This is a genomic window from Sporosarcina cyprini (assembly GCF_022048975.1).
Taxonomy (GTDB): Bacteria; Bacillota; Bacilli; order Bacillales_A; family Planococcaceae; genus Sporosarcina; species Sporosarcina cyprini.
Genome location: NZ_JAKMHX010000018.1, coordinates 75,178 through 99,953 on the forward strand (window position 1 = coordinate 75,178; position 24,776 = coordinate 99,953).

At 41.0% G+C, this 24,776-nt stretch carries 28 protein-coding genes; 11 read left to right on the top strand and 17 right to left on the bottom strand.

Annotated features, from left to right (window positions below; all coding sequences use genetic code 11):
- Positions 1-117: 117 nt before the first annotated feature.
- The 3 genes from L7D49_RS05900 to L7D49_RS05910 form a co-directional block, all read right to left on the bottom strand.
- On the bottom strand, positions 118-1,182 hold the full coding sequence (locus L7D49_RS05900) for a DUF4179 domain-containing protein (protein WP_238079900.1): 1,065 nt from the start codon (positions 1,180-1,182) through the stop codon (positions 118-120).
- Positions 1,157-1,705: a sigma-70 family RNA polymerase sigma factor gene (locus L7D49_RS05905; protein ID WP_238079901.1), complete on the bottom strand. Its 549-nt coding sequence runs from the start codon at positions 1,703-1,705 to the stop codon at positions 1,157-1,159. The genes L7D49_RS05900 and L7D49_RS05905 overlap by 26 nt, the downstream gene beginning before the upstream one ends.
- 517 nt (positions 1,706-2,222) lie before the next feature.
- The gene (locus tag L7D49_RS05910) at positions 2,223-2,741 is read right to left on the bottom strand and encodes a DinB family protein (RefSeq protein WP_238079902.1); all 519 of its coding nucleotides are present in this window, start codon (positions 2,739-2,741) and stop codon (positions 2,223-2,225) included.
- Positions 2,742-3,142: 401 nt separating this feature from the next.
- On the opposite strand from L7D49_RS05910, the gene L7D49_RS05915 reads away from it, so the two are divergent.
- The gene (locus tag L7D49_RS05915) at positions 3,143-4,012 is read left to right on the top strand and encodes a cation diffusion facilitator family transporter (protein WP_238079903.1); all 870 of its coding nucleotides are present in this window, start codon (positions 3,143-3,145) and stop codon (positions 4,010-4,012) included.
- A 66-nt stretch (positions 4,013-4,078) separates the two neighbouring features.
- Positions 4,079-5,302, top strand: coding sequence for an amidohydrolase (locus tag L7D49_RS05920; protein WP_238079904.1), 1,224 nt, complete (start codon positions 4,079-4,081; stop codon positions 5,300-5,302).
- Positions 5,303-5,468: 166 nt separating this feature from the next.
- On the opposite strand, the gene L7D49_RS05925 is transcribed toward L7D49_RS05920, so the two are convergent.
- From L7D49_RS05925 to L7D49_RS20335, 7 genes are all read right to left on the bottom strand, one after another.
- Positions 5,469-6,344 (bottom strand): hypothetical protein, encoded by an 876-nt coding sequence (locus L7D49_RS05925; protein ID WP_238079905.1) that lies wholly within the window; start codon positions 6,342-6,344, stop codon positions 5,469-5,471.
- A 238-nt stretch (positions 6,345-6,582) separates the two neighbouring features.
- A complete protein-coding gene (locus L7D49_RS05930; RefSeq protein ID WP_238079906.1) occupies positions 6,583-7,200 on the bottom strand; it encodes an NUDIX hydrolase in 618 nt (205 codons plus the stop codon).
- Positions 7,197-7,844, bottom strand: a complete 648-nt coding sequence (locus L7D49_RS05935; protein ID WP_238079907.1) for an HAD family hydrolase — start codon at positions 7,842-7,844, stop codon at positions 7,197-7,199. Before L7D49_RS05935 ends, L7D49_RS05930 begins: the two co-directional genes overlap by 4 nt.
- 204 nt (positions 7,845-8,048) lie before the next feature.
- On the bottom strand, positions 8,049-8,534 hold the full coding sequence (locus L7D49_RS05940) for a GNAT family N-acetyltransferase (RefSeq protein ID WP_238079908.1): 486 nt from the start codon (positions 8,532-8,534) through the stop codon (positions 8,049-8,051).
- Positions 8,535-8,598: 64 nt separating this feature from the next.
- Positions 8,599-9,645, bottom strand: coding sequence for a flavin-containing monooxygenase (locus L7D49_RS05945; protein WP_238079909.1), 1,047 nt, complete (start codon positions 9,643-9,645; stop codon positions 8,599-8,601).
- A 129-nt stretch (positions 9,646-9,774) separates the two neighbouring features.
- Positions 9,775-10,098 (bottom strand): DJ-1/PfpI family protein, encoded by a 324-nt coding sequence (locus tag L7D49_RS20330; protein ID WP_336246376.1) that lies wholly within the window; start codon positions 10,096-10,098, stop codon positions 9,775-9,777.
- A 14-nt stretch (positions 10,099-10,112) separates the two neighbouring features.
- On the bottom strand, positions 10,113-10,406 hold the full coding sequence (locus tag L7D49_RS20335) for a DJ-1/PfpI family protein (protein ID WP_336246374.1): 294 nt from the start codon (positions 10,404-10,406) through the stop codon (positions 10,113-10,115).
- 163 nt (positions 10,407-10,569) lie between these two features.
- Between L7D49_RS20335 and L7D49_RS05955 the strand changes: the two genes are divergently transcribed.
- Positions 10,570-11,451, top strand: a complete 882-nt coding sequence (locus tag L7D49_RS05955) for an alpha/beta fold hydrolase (RefSeq protein WP_238079910.1) — start codon at positions 10,570-10,572, stop codon at positions 11,449-11,451.
- A gap of 57 nt (positions 11,452-11,508) precedes the next feature.
- On the opposite strand, the gene L7D49_RS05960 is transcribed toward L7D49_RS05955, so the two are convergent.
- The 3 genes from L7D49_RS05960 to L7D49_RS05970 form a co-directional block, all read right to left on the bottom strand.
- A complete protein-coding gene (locus tag L7D49_RS05960) occupies positions 11,509-11,919 on the bottom strand; it encodes a phage holin family protein (RefSeq protein ID WP_238079911.1) in 411 nt (136 codons plus the stop codon).
- 235 nt (positions 11,920-12,154) lie between these two features.
- Complete coding sequence (locus tag L7D49_RS05965) at positions 12,155-12,400, bottom strand: DUF3006 family protein (RefSeq protein WP_238079912.1); 246 nt, start codon at positions 12,398-12,400, stop codon at positions 12,155-12,157.
- Positions 12,400-13,449, bottom strand: coding sequence for an MBL fold metallo-hydrolase (locus L7D49_RS05970; RefSeq protein WP_238079913.1), 1,050 nt, complete (start codon positions 13,447-13,449; stop codon positions 12,400-12,402). The genes L7D49_RS05965 and L7D49_RS05970 overlap by 1 nt, the downstream gene beginning before the upstream one ends.
- A gap of 95 nt (positions 13,450-13,544) precedes the next feature.
- Between L7D49_RS05970 and L7D49_RS05975 the strand changes: the two genes are divergently transcribed.
- Positions 13,545-14,012, top strand: coding sequence for a GNAT family N-acetyltransferase (locus tag L7D49_RS05975; RefSeq protein ID WP_238079914.1), 468 nt, complete (start codon positions 13,545-13,547; stop codon positions 14,010-14,012).
- 40 nt (positions 14,013-14,052) lie between these two features.
- Here L7D49_RS05975 and L7D49_RS05980 read toward each other — a convergent pair whose 3' ends face one another.
- On the bottom strand, positions 14,053-15,375 hold the full coding sequence (locus L7D49_RS05980; RefSeq protein WP_238079915.1) for a sodium-dependent transporter: 1,323 nt from the start codon (positions 15,373-15,375) through the stop codon (positions 14,053-14,055).
- Positions 15,376-15,531: 156 nt separating this feature from the next.
- Here L7D49_RS05980 and L7D49_RS05985 point away from each other — a divergent pair, with 156 nt between their 5' ends.
- Positions 15,532-16,035 carry a TspO/MBR family protein gene (locus L7D49_RS05985; protein WP_238079916.1) on the top strand — a complete coding sequence of 168 codons (504 nt, stop codon included), beginning with the start codon at positions 15,532-15,534 and terminating at the stop codon, positions 16,033-16,035.
- A gap of 62 nt (positions 16,036-16,097) precedes the next feature.
- On the opposite strand, the gene L7D49_RS05990 is transcribed toward L7D49_RS05985, so the two are convergent.
- On the bottom strand, positions 16,098-16,514 hold the full coding sequence (locus L7D49_RS05990) for a pyridoxamine 5'-phosphate oxidase family protein (protein ID WP_238079917.1): 417 nt from the start codon (positions 16,512-16,514) through the stop codon (positions 16,098-16,100).
- Positions 16,515-16,587: 73 nt separating this feature from the next.
- Positions 16,588-17,640 (bottom strand): calcium/proton exchanger, encoded by a 1,053-nt coding sequence (gene cax / locus L7D49_RS05995; protein ID WP_418895852.1) that lies wholly within the window; start codon positions 17,638-17,640, stop codon positions 16,588-16,590.
- Between the two features lie 554 nt (positions 17,641-18,194).
- Between cax and L7D49_RS06005 the strand changes: the two genes are divergently transcribed.
- The 4 genes from L7D49_RS06005 to L7D49_RS06020 all read left to right on the top strand — a co-directional run bounded on the left by L7D49_RS06005 (position 18,195) and on the right by L7D49_RS06020 (position 20,119).
- Complete coding sequence (locus L7D49_RS06005) at positions 18,195-18,584, top strand: DUF3139 domain-containing protein (protein WP_238079919.1); 390 nt, start codon at positions 18,195-18,197, stop codon at positions 18,582-18,584.
- 141 nt (positions 18,585-18,725) lie between these two features.
- On the top strand, positions 18,726-18,938 hold the full coding sequence (locus L7D49_RS06010) for a YuzF family protein (RefSeq protein ID WP_238079920.1): 213 nt from the start codon (positions 18,726-18,728) through the stop codon (positions 18,936-18,938).
- Positions 18,939-19,212: 274 nt separating this feature from the next.
- Positions 19,213-19,614 (top strand): VOC family protein, encoded by a 402-nt coding sequence (locus tag L7D49_RS06015; RefSeq protein WP_238079921.1) that lies wholly within the window; start codon positions 19,213-19,215, stop codon positions 19,612-19,614.
- Positions 19,615-19,831: 217 nt separating this feature from the next.
- On the top strand, positions 19,832-20,119 hold the full coding sequence (locus L7D49_RS06020; RefSeq protein WP_238079923.1) for a hypothetical protein: 288 nt from the start codon (positions 19,832-19,834) through the stop codon (positions 20,117-20,119).
- A 13-nt stretch (positions 20,120-20,132) separates the two neighbouring features.
- Here L7D49_RS06020 and L7D49_RS06025 read toward each other — a convergent pair whose 3' ends face one another.
- A complete protein-coding gene (locus L7D49_RS06025) occupies positions 20,133-21,857 on the bottom strand; it encodes an ABC transporter substrate-binding protein (protein ID WP_238079924.1) in 1,725 nt (574 codons plus the stop codon).
- Between the two features lie 106 nt (positions 21,858-21,963).
- Between L7D49_RS06025 and L7D49_RS06030 the strand changes: the two genes are divergently transcribed.
- Together L7D49_RS06030 and dpaL are read left to right on the top strand one after the other, a co-directional pair.
- Positions 21,964-23,178: an MFS transporter gene (locus L7D49_RS06030; protein ID WP_238079925.1), complete on the top strand. Its 1,215-nt coding sequence runs from the start codon at positions 21,964-21,966 to the stop codon at positions 23,176-23,178.
- A 345-nt stretch (positions 23,179-23,523) separates the two neighbouring features.
- Complete coding sequence (gene dpaL / locus L7D49_RS06035; RefSeq protein WP_238079927.1) at positions 23,524-24,759, top strand: diaminopropionate ammonia-lyase; 1,236 nt, start codon at positions 23,524-23,526, stop codon at positions 24,757-24,759.
- Positions 24,760-24,776 lie beyond the last annotated feature (17 nt).

Genomic DNA, 24,776 nt, shown 5'->3' on the forward strand with positions numbered 1-24,776 from the left:
TCCTAAACTATCAGGATGGGTGATAAATAAAAATCTGTCTGACAGTTAATTTTTGTGTCAGACAGATTTTATCATTTATTAACAAAGCTTCAAGCCATTTTCCCTGTAGGTGCTCCATTACGGAAGCGTTACAGTGAAGCTATCGAACTTAATTTCTTCTTTATTCGGCTCAAAATCAATTGACGTTTCATTACCAGCCCCATCGAACTCCACACCGCCTCCTACTGAGGATAAATCAAGATAAGGAGTAATAGTTAACTTTGTCACACTTTCATCAATGGGTTCAAACAGCGAATTTCCTTTGGCATATATTTTACCATTTTCATTTTTTGAATGACCCCCACCTTCCGAACTGATTGTAAGTTCATTGCCGGAAGAATCCACTGCCTTGAATTTTATATATGCACCAGAAAAGAATTCATTTTCTTCCGCAACTGTATTGTATGTTAGGCGAAGGCCAACTGGACTGATTTCAAGTGTCGAGATGTTAAGCCCAACGCCTCCCGCTTGTTGCGTTTCATCAATTGTAACAAACTCTGCTCCTGTCTGCGTTTTAACCGGAATAAAGAACTTCCAGCGTTCGCCACCCTTCCCTTCAAAGGATAATCCCAGTTTAAACTCTTCTGGAACATCAATGCCTGAAGGCTCAATATTATAAATCCCCCTTCGATAAGTCGGCGTTATCTCTGTTTCTCCGCCATTCCCCCCAAATGAAAATTTCTTCCCGTCAATGGTAAAATCGATACCTTGATCCAAATAAAATTCACCCAGCGGTTCCTCTGATGTTAACGAATAACCAACAGTTAAACGAGTTCCGTCAAAAAACACTTCATCAATCGTAATCGTATTTCCTCTGACTGTCTTTGACTCTCCAACCACTTGCGTCAAGCCTAACTCACTTACTCGCTTCAATCCTGGATCTCCAGACTCACTAAAAATAGAACCAAGAACCGGAATTTGTGAAACGATGTTCGCCATCACAGGGGAAACTGTCGCTGAACCGATTAGCAAGGCAAGTGTAGCAGCAATGGCACCCACGCTTAACAATAATTTGTTTCCGTTCAGCCTTTTTCTCTTCTGTACACCTTCCTGAACTGCTTTTGTAATAATATCATCCAACTTATCAACTGGCACCGGAATATCATCAATCTCTTTTTTAAACATGGGAATTTTGTCTGACATCTTTATAAACCCCTTTCATTTTTTTCTTTAACGCCGCTAATCCCCGGCGAATATTCGTCTTAACCGTTCCTTCGGGACAATGAAGAAACTTAGAGATTTGAGATATCGAATAATCTTCATAAAACCGCAACAGCAGAACTGTTTTATACTTTTCTTCGATTTCGTCCATTGCTTCCAGTAAATCTAACTGTTCCTCCTTTTTCATATGCCATGGCTCGCCTAAGTTTTCAAGTACTTCTTGACTTAATGGGACTATCCCTTGCTTTTTCTTTAAAAACGCTATAGCTGTATTTATTAGGATTCGTGTCATCCATGTGGAAAAATAATCATTATTTTTAAGCTTGGCAATTGACTTGATTGCTTTATAAACGGTTTCTTGAAACACTTCCAACGCATCATCTTCGTTCTGCACATATACATATGCCATTTTATACAACTTCTCTTTTTCTTCATGAATAAGTGTTTGAAGCGCTTCCGCATCTCCTTTTTTTGCTCGGACAACGAGCATTCGTTTCGTTACCAATCGGGCAGCCTCCTTTCTTTTCTCTCACCTATTAGATAAAAACCAACTCACAAACGATTCAACTATTTTATTTAAGTACAAGAATGGACGTCTATCCCTATAAGATATCCCATTAAATAAATGATTCATTTCATGCCATAGTATCCTTTCATTACATTAATGCAAGCAGTATCTTGATCCCCAATAATTTTCCGCATAGAAAAAGCGCCTTAGCAGCGCTTTTTAAATTGGTAAATGATAAATCTATTTATTTTCGTCTGTAGTCGTAAGACCTTAGTATTTGTATTCTTACCAATTATCTTTAAGAAAGTTGTTATTTCTATAGATTTTTAATCATTCATATATTAGATTTGTGAACGAACATCACAGTTTATGACCTTTTGGTATTACAAGATTATTTAGTAAAGGGTTGTAATCTTGACTGGATATTGGTTGTCGGAAAAATCCCCTTCCCCGAAGACAGTTCTATTATGCCGGATGTCTAGGGCTGTTTTGTTAAACGAATGCCATATAATAATCAGAGTTCAGTGTTTGCAGCCAGTCGTGTTTTTATCTCTTTTATTTGTTCGATATGACGCTGTTCATGCAAATAAATTAGTTCAATCCATTGATTTAAAGGCAATTCACCGAAAGCCGGATGCTTTACAGCTGTTTTCGTCAAGATAGATTCGTCTTCTATTCCACTAAGAAAAGCCACCAATTTTTCTCTCGAACTATTTAGCAAATCAATTATTTGTTGAACTGTAAATGGTTCAATATTCGGTTCAACAATTTTCGGAGCTTGAATTTTTCTCGTCCTATCAAAGATAAGATCAATTTTTCGAGGTTCTCTTGGCGTCTTCTCGTCCTCTTTGATTCCCCAGGCCACCGCCTTTATTGTTGCTGCTTCCACTAAAACTAAATGATGGCATACTTGAGCTATACTCCAACTATTTAAATCAGGTTTACTGTTAAATTCATCATCACTTACATATGCTAATTCTTTCATTAAGTTGTTTCTTGTTTCATCTAAATGATCAATTACTAATTTTTTCATCAGACCTCTCCCCCTTCTTTCATTCTTAAACATATTTCAACACGAAGTGGTAAAGCACCTTTATTATTGGATTGAAAACTAAAACTGGCTTTCGAGTGATTCGGTTATTTTACACAACAGATTAGTTCTCATCGTTATAGTCCGTACTGGATAAGCTTCTTAATCAACTAGCTAGATCATAATAAGCATACTTATAATTGTCACCCTACTTCATTCATGCTATTGTTAAAGAACGCCTTAACTAAGTGAGTGATTCAATTGATACGAATAAAATTAACTACATTCCATATATTTAGTAATTCCTTTCCCTCGACTGTAATCAGTCGAGGGTTTTTTGTTGCTTACAGGAAAGAATGTTTCCCTAAGGAATTATCTAAGGATATCGAAAGGAGGTGAAGGAGTTGGAAGATCTAAAATACAAAAACTTAAAATTAGGAGAGCGCGGAGCCATCATAAGTATCATTGCTTATATATGCCTTTCCATCATTAAACTCATTGTAGGATATTGGAGTGATTCTGCCGCCTTACGAGCGGATGGTTTAAATAACACGACCGATATTATTGCATCGGTTGCCGTACTGATTGGATTGCGGATTTCACAAAAGCCAGCAGATCAAGATCATGGCTATGGGCATTGGAAAAGTGAAACGATCGCTTCAATGGTTGCATCCTTCATCATGCTGGCGGTTGGGATTCAAGTATTAAACGAGGCAATCATGTCTACCTTCCAAGGCGTCAAAGAGCCTCCTCATTTAGGAGCAGCTGTTACAGGTGTTTTTTCAGCAATCATTATGTACTTCGTCTATCGATATAACAAAAAACTAGCCACGCGAATAAATAGCAAGGCGGTTATGGCGGCTGCGAAAGATAATATTTCCGACGCGTGGGTCAGTATAGGAACAGCGATAGGCATCTTTGCTTCACAATTTAACATGGGTTGGCTGGATACCGTGACCGCCATCATTGTCGGTCTGTTGATCTGTAAAACAGCCTGGGATATTTTCAAATCCGCCTCCCATGAACTTTCAGATGGTTTTGATGTGGATAAAATTAATCTATATGAAAAGATCATTACAGAAGTCAACGGAGTTATATCCGTGAAAGAGATGAAAGGTAGATTTTATGGAAATAACGAAGTACTCGACGCTGTCATTCTGGTTGAGGCATCGTTAACGATAGAAGAAGCACACGAAATTGCCACTCGGGTAGAGTCACTATTAATCAATAATTATGGCGTATACGATGTCCATATACATGTCGAACCAGATTAAATAATAGGTTCATGAGAATTTTTAGTTTATAATACGAAAAAATAAAGATAGAAAGCAGGAAACCATATGAATTCATCCTACTGGTTAACAAATGTACGGTTAGAAAATGGATACCATTTTGAGAATGAGGTGATCACAGGAACTCAAACCGACACCTTTCACCTCCTGATTGAAGACGGGAAGATCGCTAAAATTGTTTCTTCCGATACGTCAATAGACGATAAGTTGCCGAGAAAGAATGCCGGAAACCTTTTGGCTCTGCCATCTTTCAAAGAAATGCATGTGCATTTGGACAAAACACTGCTTGGTGACCAATGGAGGCCCGTCACACCTGCAGCCAATATATTTGAGCGGTTTGAGATAGAAAAACGGGTTCTCCCTACTTTGCCAACGACAACGAAAGAAAGGGCAAAAGTGCTGATTGAAACGCTGATGAAGGCGGGTTCCACACATATCCGAACGCACGTCGACATTTATCCTGAAGTAGGGCTTGATAACCTGTATGCTGTCCAGGAGGCATTATCCGATTATGAAGGCAGGCTTTCCCACGAAATCGTCGCCTTCCCGCAACACGGATTGCTTCTGTCGAACAGTCAGGATTTAGTGAGGCAAGCCGTTCGTCAAGGTGCCACTTTAGTAGGAGGGGTCGATCCAGCAACTGTTGACGGGGACATGGAAAGGTCCTTGCAAGAATTGATGGAAATCGCCGTTGAAGGAAATGTTGATATCGATTTACACTTACACGATCCTGGTCAACTTGGATTGGCTACGATTAAAAGACTTGCCAAGTTAACGGAGGAGGCAGGATGGCAGGACCGTGTGACGGTTAGCCACGCATTTGCATTAGGAGATATGGCTGGAAGAGAAGCAGATGACATGGCTCAAATGCTTTCTGAGCTTGGAATCTCAATTATCACGAGTGTACCTATCGGAAGAGTCATTCCTCCAGTGAATTTCTTGCATGAAAAAGGCGTTCAAGTCGCAGTTGCCTGTGACAACATTTTCGATTCATGGTCTCCGTTCGGGAATGGCGATATCCTGGAACGTGCTGGCCGGTTCGCGGAATTGTCCGGCCGAGTAACGGAGCGCAAACTAGCAGAAACGATCGGTTTTATTTCCGGCGGCATCACTCCTTTGAGTCAGACAGGAGAACGACTGTGGCCACAAGTTGGCGATGAGGCAAATATCGTCTTTGCAGAAGCAAGCTGCTCTGCAGAAACGGTTGCAAGACGAGCTAAACGAAAAGCCGTGTTTTATAAGGGGAATCTTGTGGCGGGTTCGTTCTATTAATACTTTTTGGTTATGAACAAACAACATTCAGTATGAATACTTGCCCACTCAATATTGTCTTATAGGCAGTATCATGCACAAAAACAGCCCTAGCTGTATGCTAAAGGGCTGTTTTTGTGACCAAGGTTTTTTTGGCTTCTAGACCCATTGATAAGATTCCGTAAATTTAATCAAAGTTTCTACATTGTTCGAGGCTTTCCTCTTGCGAAATATGCTTTTGTATATTGACGTTTGTGATTTGCAAACCAGTTAGGTTTGAATCGCTAACAGAAAACGTCAGTTTATCATAATCTCCTCCATGGTGTCCTGAATAGTTCAAAGCACTAGCAAAGACGATGTGCCTCCTTGTGTCTCCGTCGATAGGTTCAATATGAATTTTGGGGCACATAATGAAATCTGAATAAGAAGGATCCAATTGATATAAATAACGGGTATACAATGCTTCTTCAAGTAATTCTTCCTTTGCAGGTCCCTTAGGCTCTTTTCTCCACTCAACCAAGATCCAATCAAAAAGATCTGGTGAGATTACTTTCACTTTATGTTGATTATTAGAAACAATCAAATCCCCTTCTTTCTCTGTACAAATGTTTTTATTATTTTCGTCTGTACAAAGATAAGCAGGTTCAATAGTAATGACATCACCATTCGACATGTTTAACGTCAATTTATTAGATGGATTATTTATTGTTTCTTCAATTCCTTCACTTACAAGTTTGGAGTTATTAAGCCAATAGATCACTTTTCTGATGACTCGTTCTTCATAACCATCATTCATACTAAATCTACGCTGAAGTCCAGATTTATTTTCAATTTTTATATTTTGGATATTTTCGTACTCTAATGCATGTGAAGCCAATTGTTCCAGAAAAGGTTCTTTTGTGTATTTTTTTATTTCATCCTCTTCCTTGGTTAGATAAACTAAATTCCCACCGATAAATTGCTGAGTTACAAACACAGGCTGGCGTATTTCCTGTTGAGCAAAAACCACAGTATGATTGACAAAATAGAGGATGAAAAGAAGCAAACAGTGCATTTTCTTCAACTAAGAACACCCGTCTTTTACTTTTTTAGATATCATGCCCCAAAGATGTGCATCCATCCTGTCGGTTTGTTAATTAAAGCAAAGGTACATTCGTCAAAAAGCTCTTTGCTTGCAGTCATTATATTTCCTGTAAAGTTCTAAGAGGGAGTACTTTTCTGGCGTGTTTTTTTCATTGCCGATTCTCCACTAGCAAATGAATCATTTGCACATTTATTTTCAGTGGATCAATTACATCACTTCAATCAAGTATCGTTTCTTTTAAAGGATCCCTTAAAAACTCAAACATCGTCTTAATCTGACATTCCGTATTTCTATTAGCTGATACTCTAGGTAATTGATCTTCCGCGAAAAAGTCGATACTGCTTGTCTCCCCACCTGCACTCGCTTCCCCGCCAATCAGCTCGCATAATATAAATATTTTATAATAGTGATAGGCTTCCGGGGGATGAGGATGTTTATTCTTATCAAACAGCGCGAGTAGTCTTACGGGAACTACATCGTAGCCGGACTCTTCTTTTATTTCTTTCACTACATTTTCAGAGGGTGACAATCCGATATCGCAAAAACCACCAGGCAAAGCCCACTTGTCATCCGCTTTTTCTTTAACCATTAATATCCGTCCGTCTTTAAAAACGACTCCGCGCACATCGTTTTTGGGTGTTTGATAACCTTCATCATTTGTAAAAAGTTCTCTAATCTTCACTATTTCTAAATCAGTATGTGCCGCCATCATCTCTACACTTATCTCGCGTAATTCTTCATAGCGCTCGATATCATAAATGTCTTTGGAAAAAGCCAGTCCTGACTGTGCGATAGCTTGAATTCGTTTTGTCCACTCTAACCATAGATGGCTCATATGCCGACTCTCTCCTTTACTAAACAGTGGAATTCCTTAACGCTCGATAAGAGAGAATGTGGTGTTTCACTAAATGACCCAACTTGCTCTTTTGCCAGCCAGCTCACTCCAATAGTAGTAATACCAGCTTTCTTGCCTGCAATAATATCAGCATCGGTATCTCCAATAAAAACAGCATCATTTTTATCCACCTTCAATAGATTTACTGCTTTTAGTAGCCCCTCCGGATCAGGTTTAGGCTTTACTACATCATCTCCCGTAACAATAACATCGAACATCTCTACCATATTCAATGCCTTTAAGGAGATATCTAAACTTCTTCGCGCTTTTCCCGTGAAAATACCTATTTTGATATGTAACGATTTTAATAACAACAAGAGATCAATTATCTCTTTGTTTTCCAAGACCAGCTCATGATGATATTCGGAATAAATTTGGTAAAAGTATTCGATCGCATCTTCTTTCGCTGGATGTAACAGCTGTTGCTGAATAATGCCAATTTCAGATGGCCCAAACATCTCTTCAACTTGCAACGAAGTAAGTTTTCTTTTATCGAACACTTCAAAAACCCTTTGAAAAGAATAAAAACAGATTGGCAACGTATCGGCTAACGTTCCGTCAAAATCAAATATGACAGCTTTCATTCAAACTTCCTCCCCTATAAGTCAACTTGCCCAGCGACATATCACACAAGCCGGCAAACTTTTCTGAATCAACCTTACATAAGATTGTACTATTTCCTCAAATGAATTGGTAATTTTAGTAGGATTAATAAATTCTCAAAAAAATAGCGTCCTTCTAGAAAGGGCGCCAGTAAATAATAGATTTATTCTAATACACTATTTCTTCTAATACCGATAGAGCATCGTTTTAGATGTCCCAACTGTTTCATAATCCCGAAATCCGAGTTTTTCATACAATGCGATGGCACCTCTATTTTCTAAATCCACACTGAGAGAAATGCCAGTATACCCTTCTTCCTTTGCGCGCTGGATAATATTTTGCATCAATATTGTTCCGACTCCCCTGCCTCGGAACTCTTTTCGAACGGCAATTCCTATTTCAGGTGTGTTCTCATCGACAAAGCCATATCCTTTGTTATCGGTATCGAATAACCTATACCACACTGCTCCGATCGCTTCGTTTTCGTCATTTTTGGCCAGCAGAGCATAGTCCCCTTTTCTTCCCCATCCATCATAGTATTTTCGTAAATTCGGTTCACTCAACAGCTCCGCTAGGGATGGTTTATTTTCAGGAATGTGAATCGATTCGTAAAACATCTCCTGAAAGAAGCCGTAATCTTGCTTGTCCTTCAGCTCTTGGAATGTAACCATTATTTCTCTCCCTCTCTGTCTTGATCTGACAAAAACATCATACCACTCCGCTCGATCCCAGCTGTTAATCTACAATTTTCTCCACAATATAGTTGGCATCATCCCCAACACCCAGCAATAAGGAGGAACCCCTATGCGATTGCCATGGTAAACCGAGAAAATAGAGACCGTTGATTGGGCTGACTCCTCGCTCATGGATGACTTCCTCTCGTTCATTTAAAACTCCATTAATATGTATCCAATCATAAGCAGGCTCGAAACCGGTCGCCCAAATGATGTTATCTACTTGAATTGAGGTGCCGTCTACAAAGAACACATTTCGACCATCTGCATTCGAAACCCTGGCAGTCACTTTGACCTTCTCCTTTTTTATAGCAGAGCGTAGTTGATTGCCAAATATCGGATCGCCTTTTTCTCTTAGCTTTCGTCCAATAATCGATGTGCTTGGTGCATGTAACAATCCGATTTTATCAAACCACCAAAATACACTTATTCTAGCTACTGTTAAAGGAAAATAGCGGAGCGGTTTACTGACAGCTAAAAAGGTAGTTCTTCTCTTAGCTAACTCCACGGCAATTTGTGCTCCACTATTTCCCCCACCCACAACTAAAACATTTCCTTCGTTCAGTTGACTAGCATTCGTATATTCGGACGAGTGTATTTGAAGGGTATTGGTACTTACTTGTTTAGCATAGTCTGGCACCCGTTTCGTATGGAAGGGGCCGGTTGCAATGATGACTTGACCAGCCCAATACGTCCCTCTGTTAGTTTCAATACAAAATCCTTCTGAATCTCGTGTCAGTTTCAGCACTTTTGTACGGAGTTGGATCGGCAACGACAATTCTATTGCGTACCGTTTCAAATAATCGGCAACCTCATCTTTTATCAGAAAGCCATGGGGATCTCCCTCGAGTGCTAATCCCGGCAATGAACTGTACATCCTAGGCGTAAAAAGTTGAAGAGAATCATATCTTCTCCTCCACACCTCCCCCACTTCCGTCCCTTGATCAAGAATGACAAAGTTTTTACTATATCGCTGCAAATAGTAACCCATTGACAACCCTGCCTGCCCTGCTCCAATTATGAGGACATCTAATTTATTCATATTCATCCCTAATCCCCTTTCATTCAAACGCACATTTGAATATAATGTACCTTTATTTCAACTAATAGTCAAACGTTCGTTTGAATGAAAACCCCTTCTTTCTCACAGTGCAGAAAGGAAGAGGTCTACAGAAAACTAGTTAGTAAGTTGTGTTTCAAATTCAATCGTACGGGCTGTCCTAATGGCAGCCTCCTCATTTACAAGTCTTGAGACAACATGCAATGCCATATTGATCCCTGCGGAAATCCCTGCAGAGGTAATAACATTTCCTTGATCCACATATTTACTACCCCTAACCACATCAATATCCGTATATTTACTTTCCAGCAGCTCCAATGCTGAATGATGAGTCGTTGCCCGTTTCCCTTCCAGTAAATTTGCTTCCGCTAAGAAAAGAGCGCCGGTGCAAACGGATATGACTAATTCGCTTTGCGATCGTTTTGATAACCAGTTAATTATCTCCCTATCACCACTTACATTTTAATCGCACTAATTGGTCCGCCCGGTATTACAATGACATCAAAAGATGGCATATTCACAAAACTATAGTCAGGTGAAACTCTTAAACCGTTATGAGCTTTTATTGGTTCTCCCCCTTTAGAAAATGTACAAACAGTAAATGGCTTATCTTCTGATTTCAATTGGTTCCTGAACAGTTTGTTGACATCGCTGTCGTTATACGTTGACAGATTAAACACTTCATAGGGACCAGCGAAATCTAGTACATCTACATCATCAAACAACAATATTCCCACTTTAAATTGCATAGTAACAACTCCTTCTAGCTTTATTATATACCCCCCTAATGTATTTTCAATGAAATAGCTACTTTTCCTCCACTAGCAGGATTCGCTTCATCGTTCATTGAATATAAAGGTATAACAAGTTCCAAATCTACGGATTACGATTTCAGCGAAATGAGGTTTTGAAATGCAGAAGACAATAACTGCTATTGGGGATAAAAAAATCGAGGCCATGATGGGAGGAACAGGATGCCCCACTGTTGTCATCCTGCCGGGCATGTCCTCTTCCATGTATGAATGGGAGCTTGTTTATAATCAACTATGCCAGTTAACGAAAGTCGTTGTTGTACATAGACCAGGAGTTGGAAATAGCGAGCTTGGCGACGAAAGCAGGACTACGTATACGACAGCCCTTGATCTTAAACAATTCCTAGACATTCACAGGATTACTGAGCCAATCCTTCTAGTGGGACATTCCTACGGCGGCTTATGTGCGCAGCACTTTGCAAAGCTCTTCCCGAACTCAGTTGCAGGTGTTATGTTAGTTGATTCGACTTCCATTCATCTTCAAAGATTAAACCAAATTCCTTTGTCTGATGATGACGATTCCGACGAACGCTGGATAGAGAAATGCATCCATTATTCCAGGATGACACCACAGCAATTAGCTGAAGAGATCAAACCACAACTGGAGAGCAACCAACTTTCGCTTTCCCCCTCGGCACAACGTAATATGATCCTTTGTCAAACGAATCCCAATTTGTACAAAGCGATGGCTTCAGAAATAAACGCTTGGGAACACTGTGCGCTGACGATCAAGCAAGCAGGTGAATTTCCCGACATGCCACTTGTAGTGATCGGCAGAGATCCTGAATATTCCGTCCGCCATTCGGAAGAGGTGACGAAAGAAGATGCGATCGCTATTGAAAATGTTTGGCAGGATTTGATTCTGGAGCAAGTTACGCTAAACAGTAGTGGTAAATATATCTTGGCGGAAGACGCAGGTCACTCCATTCATCTGGATCGACCTGATATCATCATAAAAGCGGTAAAAAACCTGCTTATTTAATAATCTGGCACAAGCTGAAAAGACTTGAACTCTAACAGTAGTATAAATATCTTTTTCTTATTTCCTGTCTCTTTTATTCCGTAATATCTCAACAGCATTCTTAACTGCCTCAGGAATAGGCAACCCGATTCTCCCGGCATTTTCCGTAATGGACAAGATTTCATTGATCGAATAAAAAACGATGACCATGGTCATCACAGCTTCCGATGACTGGATTCCACTTTCGCTTAAAATAAGATCGATAAGATGGGCAACGGTTACCATGATAAAAATTAATACTTTCCGTGCGATGCCAAGCATGCCAACATGACTGCGCAGTCTTCCTGCGAGGGCACTTGCCACCATGCCTGTAATAAAGTCAATGACGACGAGCGTTAGTAAAATAGCTAACATGGCGTTCCAGCCACCGAATAAAAAAGTAAGAATTCCTGAAAAGAAAGCCGGTATCACTTTCAAATAAACATCCATACATTCGCTCTCCTTATGTGTGCTACTTGTTACCATAGACTTGTCCGTATCTCGACATCCATGCTTGTAAATGAAACGTTGCTTCTCCATTTTAGTTATTAAAAAAATAGGTTCTGTATAGCATATGGAAGCTGCCGAGCACTTGAGTGTACGATTGCCTGCATGAAAATTCCTCAAATCCACCCAACAAACAGAAAAAAACATCCCCCTCCCATTATAGGAGGCAGGATGTTATTCACTTCTTATTCTTCAATTTTTCCAACAGGCTTCGGACGTTATCTTCCATTTCCTTCGTCTCTGTCTCCAGCCTTTCAATTGCATAGGAACCATCTATTTCCTCGATCGTTACGATGTCTCCTTCTTTTAACTCAATATCCTCTTCTCCCACTTCAATCAAAAGACTCTTTTCCTCTGCTGGATAGTCAATAAATACATAATAGCCGTTTTCCATCCGGTCCAATGTATATTTTTTCTTCTGCATTATCGTTCACACGCCCATCCATCTTTATCGCGGTCCATTTTTGCCTGATAGGCGGGGTGGCTTTTGCCGACGCCCTTCGGATAGACCTTGCGCAATTCCGTACAATTCTTAAAGACTGTTTGTTTGACAGGTGCCGGCTTTGCCACTGGTACTGGCTGCTTTGCTGGAGCTTTAGCTGACGGTTTGCTTGGTGCCGAAGCGGAAGACGCCGATTTACCGCAGCTATTTGCTACTGTGTGCTTAACGCCATTTGTTGTAACTGTAATATCGCAATCGACTGCTGTTCGATAGATTTTTGCTCCGACATTTTGCAACCGTTTTTCTACAACTGAGCTGGGGTGGCCGTACGCATTATTCTTGCCATAAGAAAGGACTGCCACACTCGGCTTTACGTTGCTAATAAACGCTGCTGAGCTGCTCGTTTCGGAACCATGATGGCCATTTTCCAGAACAGTCGCTTGTACATTGAATTTTGAACGAATTTCATCCTCAATTTCCGAGCTTGCATCTGCCATTAGCAGGAATGAGACTTGATTGTATGTTGCCTTCAGCACAATGGATGCATCATTCGTATCCTCGGCAAGTTCATTGACATGCAATACCCGAATAATCATATTCGGATCCAGTGCAATCTTGTCTAATTCCTTAGGTACCTGGAACGGAATGTTCTTCTTATCTACCAATTGCAGCATATCGTAATAAGTTTGTGTCGTATGCACTTTACCGCTGTCAATAAATTGACCAACTTGGAAAGTATTCAGTACATCGAGCAAACCGCCGATATGATCAGCATCTGGATGCGTGGCAACGACTACATCCAGCTTTTTTACTCCTTTGTTCTTTAAGAAAGAAACAACGGTCTTTCCTGCTGTTTTCGGCCCTCCATCAATGAGCATATTCTTTCCGTTAGGTGACTGAATTAATACTGCCTCCCCTTGCCCTACATTAATAAAATGGACTTTCAATTCACTTGTCGCAGCTTCTGAAGAAGCGGGCAAGATGCAAAGCAGTAATAGCAAAGTTGCTAGTAACCGTATGATGTTTTTCATGATGACCCTCCTACTAGTATTCATCTATAATAATAGAATGGAGGACTCTTCTTTGTCTACAATTAAATGGATATTTTTTACTAACCAAAATGGAGGTGTCACTTTTGAAAATTATTTCTGTACACGAAAACAAGGAACGGTTCGAGGAATTCGTCGCTTCCTTCTGGAAGCAATGGGGAAACGAGTCTAATATGATGTTTTATAAAGACTGCATGTTCCATTCGGCGAGATCTGCCGGTGATCTTCCGTCCTTTTACATCGCTTTGGAGGACGAGAAAATCATCGGCACCTATGCCTTGCTTCGCAATGATTTAGTAAGCCGGCAAGACATTTCGCCTTGGCTTGCCTGCCTCTATGTAGATCCGTCTTTCCGGGGCAAATCGATCGGGTCCCAGCTGTTGGCGCATGCTGTGCAGGAAGCAAGCAGAAAAGGAAACGAAACTCTCTACTTAACAACTGATCATAGCGGTTATTACGAAAAATATGGATGGACAAAGATGGGGAATTGCTATGATCTATTTGGCAACTTGTCTTCCATTTATCAAAAGTCAACATCAATGTAACCATAAAAAACGGTCGCAGGAATGCGACCGTTTTTCACTTTTATTTAGTTAGAAAAGAAGCAATGAATATGATCAGTATCGCAAGCGGTGCGAGATAGCGGACAATTCCCTTCCAGACCAAATGGAATGCACTGCTCGTTTTCAGTTCATCCGCAGTATCCTGATTCGACATTACATAGCCGGCAAAGAAGGAAATCAATAATGCACCAATTGGCAAACCAAAACGACTCGTCAGCATATCTGCAAAATCAAAGAACGTACCGCCTGGGAATTTCCAATTGGACAACATTCCGAATGAAAGAGCACTCGGGATGCCAACAACAAAGATGAGCACGCCAAACACCCAAGCAGCCCGCTTTCGGCGATCATGTTTTTTCCCGATACCCGTAGATACGACGATTTCAAGCATTGAAATGGAAGAAGTCAATGTAGCAAATAACATTAAAATGAAGAACACAATCATAAAAATTCCGCCAAACGGTATTTCATTAAAAATAGCCGGTAAAATGACAAAAATTAGCCCTGGCCCTTCACTTGGCGAGTGGCCAAGTGCAAAGACTGCAGGAAAGATGACGACACCTGCCAACACGGAAATAAAAATATTTAAAATCGAGACATTCCATGCAGACTGGCCGAGCCGTTCCTCTTTCGGCAAATAGGATGCATACGTCATCATGGCCGTAACCCCTACGCTTAAAGAAAAGAATGCTTGACCGAGCGCCAGCAAAAACGTCTTACCTGTCAAGTAACTCCAATCAGGGATGAATAAGAAACGGATCCCTTCCATCGCACCTTCGAGTGTCAGCGAACGAATGGCCAGCAGTATAAAAAAGATAAACAGCAGCGGCATCATCCAACGACTGGCACGTTCGATTCCGCCTTTAATTCCGCCTTGCACGATCCAAACCGTCAGCAGCATGAAAACTGCCTGGCCAGCTAGAACCTCTATAGGATTAGCAATAATATCACTAAACAGCACACCATAATCAGAACTGTCCAATCTAAAAAAGATAGCCCGGACCAAATAGGATAAAATCCAACCGCCCACTACGCTGTAGAAGGACAATAAGATAAACGATGTGATGACACCCATCCACCCGATCCAATACCATTTCCGTCCAGGAGCCAGTATTTTCAACGAAGTAACCGCATCATGCTGTCCCCTCCGTCCAATAATGAATTCAGCCAATAAGATCGGCAGTCCGATTGCAACTGTACATAAAATGAATAACAGAAGAAACACACTTCCACCATTCGATCCCGTCATGTATGGGAATTTCCATATGGCACCGAGCCCAATCGCACTGCCGGCCGCCGCCAATACAAATCCTATCTTCGAAGTCCACTGCTCTCTCTGCTTCAATTCAAACCACTCTCTCTTTGCTATACAGTACTAAATTTTGTTCAATTATAACGCATATTGATGAAGTTTCCTTTATATTTATTATTCAGCAAACTTCTTACCTCCTGTTTTAAAACGCTCAACCAGGGAATGTGAGTAGTACTTGGAGGTGTTTGAATGGAATTAGTTAAAGTGAACGGCAAACTGGATGGCAAACGGCTTGCACTGACCGTCCTTGTGCCGATTATCGGCGGCTCCATTACTGGATGGCTGGCGAATCGGCATGCCCAAGAAAAATATAAGAAGTTGGAGAAGCCTTCCTTTTCTCCTCCCCCATCCATCTTTCCAATTGCGTGGACAACACTTTACGGGTTAATGGGCTTAGCAAAATACAGGGTACAAACAAAGAACGAATCTGGCATGGGCAATGATAAAGCGATACCAATGTATGATATTCAACTTGGACTAAACTATTTATGGTCGTTCCTCTTTTTTAGATGGGGCTTGCGTGGGACCGCACTTGTAGAAATGACAGTACTGTTAGGTGCCATCGCTTTGACCGCTTACGAATTTTATCAAGTAGATCGGACAGCAGGAACCTTGATGATTCCCTATATCGGATGGGTGATGTTCGCATTGACATTAAATTACTCCACTTGGAAATTAAATGACCGCAAGTAATTAAAGACCCTGTCACGACAAAAGCTGTCCCATGTCCAATTGGCATGAGACAGCTTTTATCTTTATGACAAGGAGATATCTTGTGGTTCTTCCCCTTTTTTATTCATTAAACGCATGGCAGTTGGCGTAACCTTCAAAATGACTAAATTAGGATCATCCGGACCCTCAAACCAAGGCTTCATCGCATCATTCCAAATCTTTTCCTTCAATCCCTCTTCATCTGAAATGGTCACCGTTCCGGCAATCTCTAAAAAGGCATCTCCAAATCCTTCACCATCGTAGCCGATTAGGATATGGGTATTCGGATTATTCTCCAGCTCATCCACTTTGTCGGTCTTTTTCGATGTGGCCGTGTAAAGAGTAAATCCGTCATTGAAGAACGTCATGTAACGGCTGAATGGCTTTCCCGCTTCTACAGTTGCCATTGTTCCGACATAGCTTTTGTCTAAGATTTTCTTCGCGGTTTGTTTTGCATCCATAGTAACACTCCTCATTTTTTATGGTCTCTTCCTACTCTTCCTACTTTCAAGCCGTGCTAAACATGCAGGAATTTCATAACAAATAAAAACCGATACCGATAATGATGTACGCTGCAAACAGTGTCAATCCCTCAAACCAGTTCGACTCCCCGTCATTCGTCAGGTTTATGACGAGAAGCGTTGCTGTGATCATGGCAATCAATTCAGGAATTGTGAAGACGAGCGGCATTGACGTTTGCATGAATAACGAAACGAGCACTAGCACAGGCGCGACGAACATGGCTACTTGCAAAGTAGAACCGACGGCAATTTCCACTGAGACATCCATTCGATTTTTCATGGCCATCGTAATGGCGGAAAAGTGTTCTGCCGCATTCCCTACTATGGCAACAATAATGACACCGATGAATAATTCACTCCAGCCGAACTTTTCACCGAGCGTCTCAAATGTGCCGACGAGCCGTTCAGAAACGAATGCAACCGCAATAGTAGAAATGAATAGGATGACAACAGCTTTCCATTTGGACCATTCGGGTTCTTCCGTTTCCTCCTCAGTCTTATCAGTTGAAGAGAAGACGCCTCGATGAGTCACTAACTTGAAAAACAAACCCGCTAAATACAAAGCAATTAAAATAATCGAGATGCCGATACTAAGAGTGATCGTCGCCTTCTCATCCATGCTCATGGAGAATATCTCCGGTATGACAAATGCTACAATAACAGCAAAAATGAGCAGTCCCGAATTATAACGCGCATCATGAATACTAAAGTTTTGGCGTTTATATTTAATACCGCCTGTAAAGAAGGAGAGCCCTAAGACGAGTAGCAAATTGCCCAGAACCGAACCCGTCAACGAGGCGAGCACAATCCCGATCAATCCAGCCTGCAAAGTGAAGAAGGAAATAATTAATTCAACAGCATTGCCGAATGTAGCGTTTAACAGACCACCCACCCGAGGACCGCTGACAATGGCCAAGCTTTCCGTCGCCCTGCCAATATAGCCGGCAAGTGCTACGATGCTGACGCAGCATAATAAAAACATAACGATATCATTCCAATGCAAGAAAGCGCCCAATAGCACAAGCGGAACACCGACAAAAGCAAGCACCGCGAAAATACGATCCATCAAGACAAATCACCTCATTATGCGTACATACCGTAAATCCCTTTCTAATGTTCCCTTTTTAGGATGTGTACAAACAGGCATACCTAGCCAGACAAAAGTCCTTTTCGAATATAAGGATGATATTACCATTGCAAAGAAATTTGGTGAGGTGTATTATATAAACATAAGCTGCATTGTTCGTATACACATTAAGTTTTAACCTTTAAGCTGTAAACGGGAGTTTTATATGAAAACCGGAATGGCAGGCCCAATCCATTATTGATTGGGACAAACAGGAACGTTTTTGCGAACACCCACTTTGAGGAGTGGTGGTTTAAAACTTTCTATGATTCGGTACGGCAAAGGCGGCTTACTTAAACCGTTCTTAATACGAGGCGCCACTCTTCATTGAGTGGTGCCTTTTTTGTTAGATAAATGACACTTGGAAAAGAGGTAACATCATAATTAGCCTCGAATAAAACCCTTCTCTTCTCTATCCATTTTTTCTTACATCTTTCTGATCAAGATATTTAAGGGGGCAGATTACTATCTTTTCATCGAATCGAAAAAAAGTAATGAAACTATTGCTGATTCTCCTGCTAATCATCGGATTCATCTCCTTGCCTAAAATCATCATTTATTTCCTCAATAATGGGAATCCATATGATAAAACCGTAGTTACGAAACACGTCCCCGCTTATTTGGAAAAACAAGGTTACACTGATAGCGATATTGCGGAGCAACGATATTTGGAACCAAAGCATACGATTAACAGAAAGGTTCTTCATGGCCATTATGTAGTGATCTTTAAAGACGAACCGGGACTGGAATATTATTACGGCGTGACAAAGTTCCGGAAAAAAGTGGTCCAATTTTGTGGGAAAGAGGATCAATCGGGAGAATTGATAACGGAAAAAACAAAACATAGCGAGAAAGATTGTTTAGATCAGTTTGCCAATAAATAATAGCTCAATGGCAAATCTAAATGAACATAATAAAAACAGGTGCCGCTCATTGCCTTTCGATGAGTGGCTCCTTTTGTTATGCGTTTGTCACCCGTCTGTTGTGCTGAGCATATGATTACATGACGTGACAATGAAGGAGTGATGAGTATGGAGTTACAGGCGGTTTATAATTACGATCCATTTGTCTATGAGACATTACAATCTATCATAGGTAAGTTCATCGTTATTGAAACGACCCAAGGGTCCATTGAAGGTACCATTAAAGCTGTAAAACCAGATCATGTTGTATTGACGGGACGCTCTAAAGATTTTTATGTAAGGATTGCACAGATTGTTTGGCTCATGCCAGATTAATTAGAATGGATGGGGGTATCTCACCCCTCTTTTTTATTTCCACAAATAGACTTCATTCCTTCGGAAGAATTACATTGTTAAGGCTCTCACACTGGATACATCCAATCAACTACATATGACGTATTCTCCACCGAAAGCAATCAGGCTTTCATGCGAATTACATATCGCCTGGCATGACTTCCATATTTCACAGGCAAGGGATATTTTCGCAGCTAATAAAAAGGATTTTGACTGCCCATGGAGAATATATCAGATAAAAAGGAGGAATTACATAGTGTCTAACTTCATACCCCATATCGCAACAGTAGAAATCCCAGTTTCCAACCTCGCACAATCCATTGAATTTTATACGGAAATTCTTGGGGTTACCGTCATTTTTAGAGGAGAGACGCAGGCCATGCTTTCATTTGAAGCGAAAGGCGTGCCGACCTTGTTTCTTGTCCAAACGGAAAACCAGCAACGTCTTTCTTTTGTGAACTCATTTACGGGTGTAGAGCATACTATTATTGATTTCTACACTGAAAATCTTGCGGAGTTTCGTCAATGGCTGATGGAACGAAAAGTCGAAGTCGGAAGCTTGAACGTCAACCCAGAAAACGGACTTGGCGGTTTCGGCTTTAAAGACCGGGATGGAAATATGCTAAGCGCCTGCAATGTTCTCCACGAACACCAGTAGGACAGGAAATTTGCAACAGGCGAGGACTTGTCTTTCCTCGCCTTTTTCGTTCAGACATGTTAATTTCCACTCCGTCATAGTCTCTATTACTACCAAAAGATAAGGAGAGACAAACATCCGGAAAGTGATTCTTGTTTGTTTAACACTGTTACTCATTGTTTTGATTAGCTATGCCCTATGGAACCTGAGAGATACAAATGCTTCTCTGGAGTCCGATGTGGACATACCGGCAAAATACAATGAAGAGTTGATGATGGATAAAATAATTGAAACTGATTTTTCGAACATCGTGTTCCAGTCTCTTCAGGAACAAGGCTACGAACTACATGAAAGTGCAGGCTACCAATTCATTTCGGACAAAAGGCAAGTGATCACATTATCCATGTACGATATCGATATCTATGATGAAAAAGTTGTTCAAGACATTCAACAAATTATAGACCGCATCTCGCAGGAAAATGGTTTTCCTTCATTCCACGTTGAAATCCACGTCATACATCGCTAATTTCTTCCCACTGCTACTTTTTCCATACATTCCGATAATCCACCCGGCCATTGCAATTCAATTTGATGTTAACATACTCACTATCTTCCGGCTCGTACACTGTGTGTTGTCGATGATTTAAAAAGAGAATGGCATATTCAGAGCTTAACAGGTCCTCTATTTCGAAATAAAAATCCCATTGTGTCTGATTATCTTGTGAACACCTAATCATACCGATCACATCGTCCATTCTCTTCCGAAGATGATCCGAAACGCATGGATAAATTGGAAATGAAGGAGATTGCATTACGTGCAATAACGATACCATTTCATCATTTCCTAAAGCGATACCGCCTACAAACATATCATACGTTGAGAGGGAATCTTCATTGCACAACGTCGTAGAATCGACCAATTCCAATTGAGAAGAAATCCCCATATCACGCAGTTGTGCTTGTAGCTGCTTTGCCGCTTTTTCATGATTGGCGCCCGGGCGGATTTGTTGTACTGCAATTTTTAATGTAAGATTCTCAAAATGCTCTTCGGGCACTCTGACTCTTTCTGCATTTTGTTTTTCTAAGGAACGCTTTGACACAAAGCTGGTCGCCCTGAACTCATTATCATGCCCTTCATTTCGCATGTCTTCCGGAATTAATCTTTCAAGTATTTGCTTCCGTATTTCTATTCTTCTTAACGGCCCATCCTTTACACAATTGCAACTAATGAACATGGCTCCCTCTTCGATTTGCTTTACCTGTCTCCACGAAGGATTCGGTTGGTTCAATAAAAAAGGATGGTGTTGCCTTTTTTCATATTCAGCCGGCGCTTTTATGATCTCTATTCGATCCAGCCATGGCCTTGTTGAAAAATAGGATGCATTCACCCCAAGCTGAATCATATTTTCATTATTGCATAGCACTTGATACGGACCACTGCCAACAGGGAAACTGCGGAAGCTATCGTCTTCTCCCTTCTCGATTGGGATAATAGAGGCTTTCATTGATGCCAAACTTCGTGGAAACAAGTAATCCACCCTGCTCAGCTCAAATTGAATGACCGTCTCGCTGCAGATGGCCATGCTTTTAATTTCTTGGAACACGCCGATTTCTTTCTGTAAACGGCATAGGGTTAACTGCACATCTTTACTTGTCAGTTTTCTTCCATGATGAAAATGAATGCCTTTATGTAAATAGAAAGTCCATTTCTTTCCGTCGACAGTCTCCCAGTGATGGGCGATACGGGGTAACAGCTTTCCCGTTTCCGCATGATACTCTACCAGTCTATCAAAGATTTGCTGTACCATATGGGCGTCATGCCGGGATTTGATCAGCATCGGGTCCATGATCAGCTGAGTATCGTAAAAAGGATAGCGTAATGTATCCAGCTCTTCATCCTGTTCTCTGCCGGGAGATAAGCCCAGCGTATTCGTAAACCATTCATAAAAATTTTCCTTGGCAGATCGGCTACTCGTTTCAACTAGTGCAAATGCATCTTTGTACCGGTCTGTTTCTGCAAGCCGTCTTGCTTCTGAAATTAAGATGTCGTCTTTTGATAAAAGAAGGGTCAATTTAGGTTTCTTTCCCCTCCCCCTCTTGGTCGCCCAGCTTACAACTTGTTCATCATGTAAGGCATTCATAATAGTTTTCACATGTCTTTCAGAACAATTCAACATACCTGCCAACAAGGCAATTGAAGTTTCTACTTGTGATCCGCGTTCAAAATGGTCGGCCAATGTAAGCAAATGCTCGGTATACCTCATATCAACACTCCAATTAAAGGTGAACTGTTATTTAAGAAAGAATCACTTTTTGTTCACCTTTTTCTATTCTATACTTCTCCTAGATTAAATGAAAGGAGAGGTACAGGTGAAACAGATCCGTGTAGAAGATGCATTATGGAAAAACAGAAATTTTCTATTCTTATGGGGTGGAACTACTTTATCCAGTTTCGGGATGCAAATGTATAGTATTGCGATTCCGCTGCTTATCTACGACTTAAGTAAATCAGCATTATCCATGAGCATGATGCGAGCTATTGAATTTTTCCCGAATATCTTTCTAGGGATGCTTGCTGGTGTTTTCGTTGATCGGTTTAATCGCAAGCGAATGATGGTTTGGACAAGTTTGATACAGGTATTTTGTATGGCCGCCATACTCGTTTTACTTTTGGCGAAGCAACTCGAGATATGGCATTTATACATAATTGGTTTTGTATTATCCTCTGCTGGCTACACGTTTGGCAATGCAAATCATTCTGTTCTTCCTCAATTGATTTCTAAAGAGCAGTTAACTTCCGCTAACGCAAAGCTTTCTCTAGTTGACACGCTGATTCGTATGATTGGTCCAGGTATCGCAGGCATGCTAATCGCGGCCTTTTCTTATGAATCCACTTTATCCATCTATTTCAGCTGCCTGATTCTGTTGTTTTTATTTATGCAGCTGCTTCAAGTGCCGCCTAAGGACGTGAAAACCAATGAGAAGAATTCACTCTGGAAGGACATGAAAGAAGGGATTGACGAGCTGTTTCGTAATAAAACATTATTGATTCCAACGATGACAGTCCTGTTCAGCAATTTCGCTTCGAGTCTTGTAATAGGAGTGCTTGTCTTCTTTGCAACAGATGTGCTAGGGGCGGATTCCAAACAGATTGGCTTCATGTTCACGATATCAGCTATAGGAGGAATCGTCGGGGCCAGTGTCGTTGGAAAACTGCGCAAACGTTTTGGAAGAGGAGCACTTTACACTTACTCATTACTGTTTGATATAACTGCCATGGCACTTTTAATTTTTTCGCAAACTTGGTGGATGATTGGGATCTCACTAGCGATTCGGACTTTTTCTACCACCCTATCAAATATTGTGTATTTTACAATACGTCAGGAATTCACCCCGAATCACCTGCTCGGCCGTGTAGCCGGAACATCTTCAATGCTCATGAAATTAACACTGCCTCTCGGTTTATTCATCTCGGGGTTATGGGCTGAATGGCTTCCCATCCGGATCTTATTTGTCATATCCATGTGTATTTTCATATTGTTATTTCTGCGTTTGTTTAATCATTCATTCCGCAAACTTATTTGAAAGGCATCCTTGGATGCCTTTCTAGTTCTTTAAATACCATTCTGCTTTATCCAGAAGCTGAAAAGTGAACCTATTCGCAGTTTTTTTAGCACTACTATTTTTGCCTCCCCCTTCCCCTTGCTCTCCAACCTTTATCCCTAACTTAGATAAAGGAATTTAGTAGAGACTCAGAAAGCAAGCATGCAAATCTGGATTACAGGGTAACTATAATAAGAGACTCCTAACATACTTTGCATAATTAATACCATAACTGAAGAAACTCCTTTATCCAGCATCTAGTTGGAAATGTTTCAATTTTTAAACCTATTACAGTAAGATAAGACTACTAGCAGAGGAGGCCATGGCATGACGAAACAGTTAAGATGGACATTAAATAGATTTCATTCCAAAAGTTCTACCAAGATCGATCTTTCCCCTTTTCAGCATCAAACGATTGATCAAGTTAGAAGTTTTTTACGTACCCATCCAGCCTATCAAAAGACCCCAATGTATTCTTTGAAAAATCTCGCTACCCATCTGAACATTAGTAATCTGGCGGTGAAAGACGAGTCTTTCCGCTTCGGGTTAAATGCTTTCAAAGGGATGGGAGGACTTTATGCAATAGGGCGTGTGATTGCTGAACGAGCAGGGCTTGATCTACATTCTTTAACCTTCAATCAATTGTTGGAAGTACAAAAGAATCTTGAAAAGATGACTTTTATTACTGCTACTGACGGAAACCACGGACGAGGAGTGGCGTGGGCTGCTAGCAGACTTGGACAAAAGTCTTTGATTTTCATGCCGAAAGGATCTTCTCTATCGAGAATGCAAAGTATTGAGCAAGAAGGAGCGGAAGTTCAGATTACAGACATGAATTATGATGATACCGTGCGAATGTGTTCCAATTTGGCAAAGGAGAATGATTGGATACTGGTTCAGGATACTAGTTGGAAGAGTTACGAAGAGATACCATTATGGATTATGCAAGGGTATAGTGTCATTGCTTCAGAAATGACCGAGCAACTAAATACGGAACAGATGGAACCGCCGACTCATGTGATTTTACAGGCAGGCGTCGGCTCCTTCGCAGCTTCCATGACCGCTTATTTCGCGAATGCGTATCCTGATAATCCTCCACAAATCATTTTAGTTGAACCAGGAGCCGCCGATTGCTTCTTCCGATCCTTCACTACGCACGATGGACATATGGAACAAGTGAAAGGAGATCTTGCTACGATTATGGCAGGCTTGTCCTGTGGTGTTCCCAATCCATATGCATATCAATTGCTCAAAAACTTGGCAGTTGCTTCTTTCTCCTGTGCCGACTCCCTCTCTGCCTTAGGAATGAGAGTGCTCGGAAACCCGATTGGTGATGATCAAAGGATCATTTCAGGCGAATCTGGTTCTATTCCGATTGGCTTGCTATACTATTTACGTACGACGGAGGAAGGGGCGGAAATTTGTAATGCGCTATCCATCGATGGGGATTCACGTATTCTATGCGTCAGCACAGAAGGAGATACGGATCCTTCTTTCTATCGTGACATCGTTTGGAAAGGTTATCATTCCAACCTTCCTGCTTATTCAGAGATCATCAAATGATGTTTTTGATTGGATGT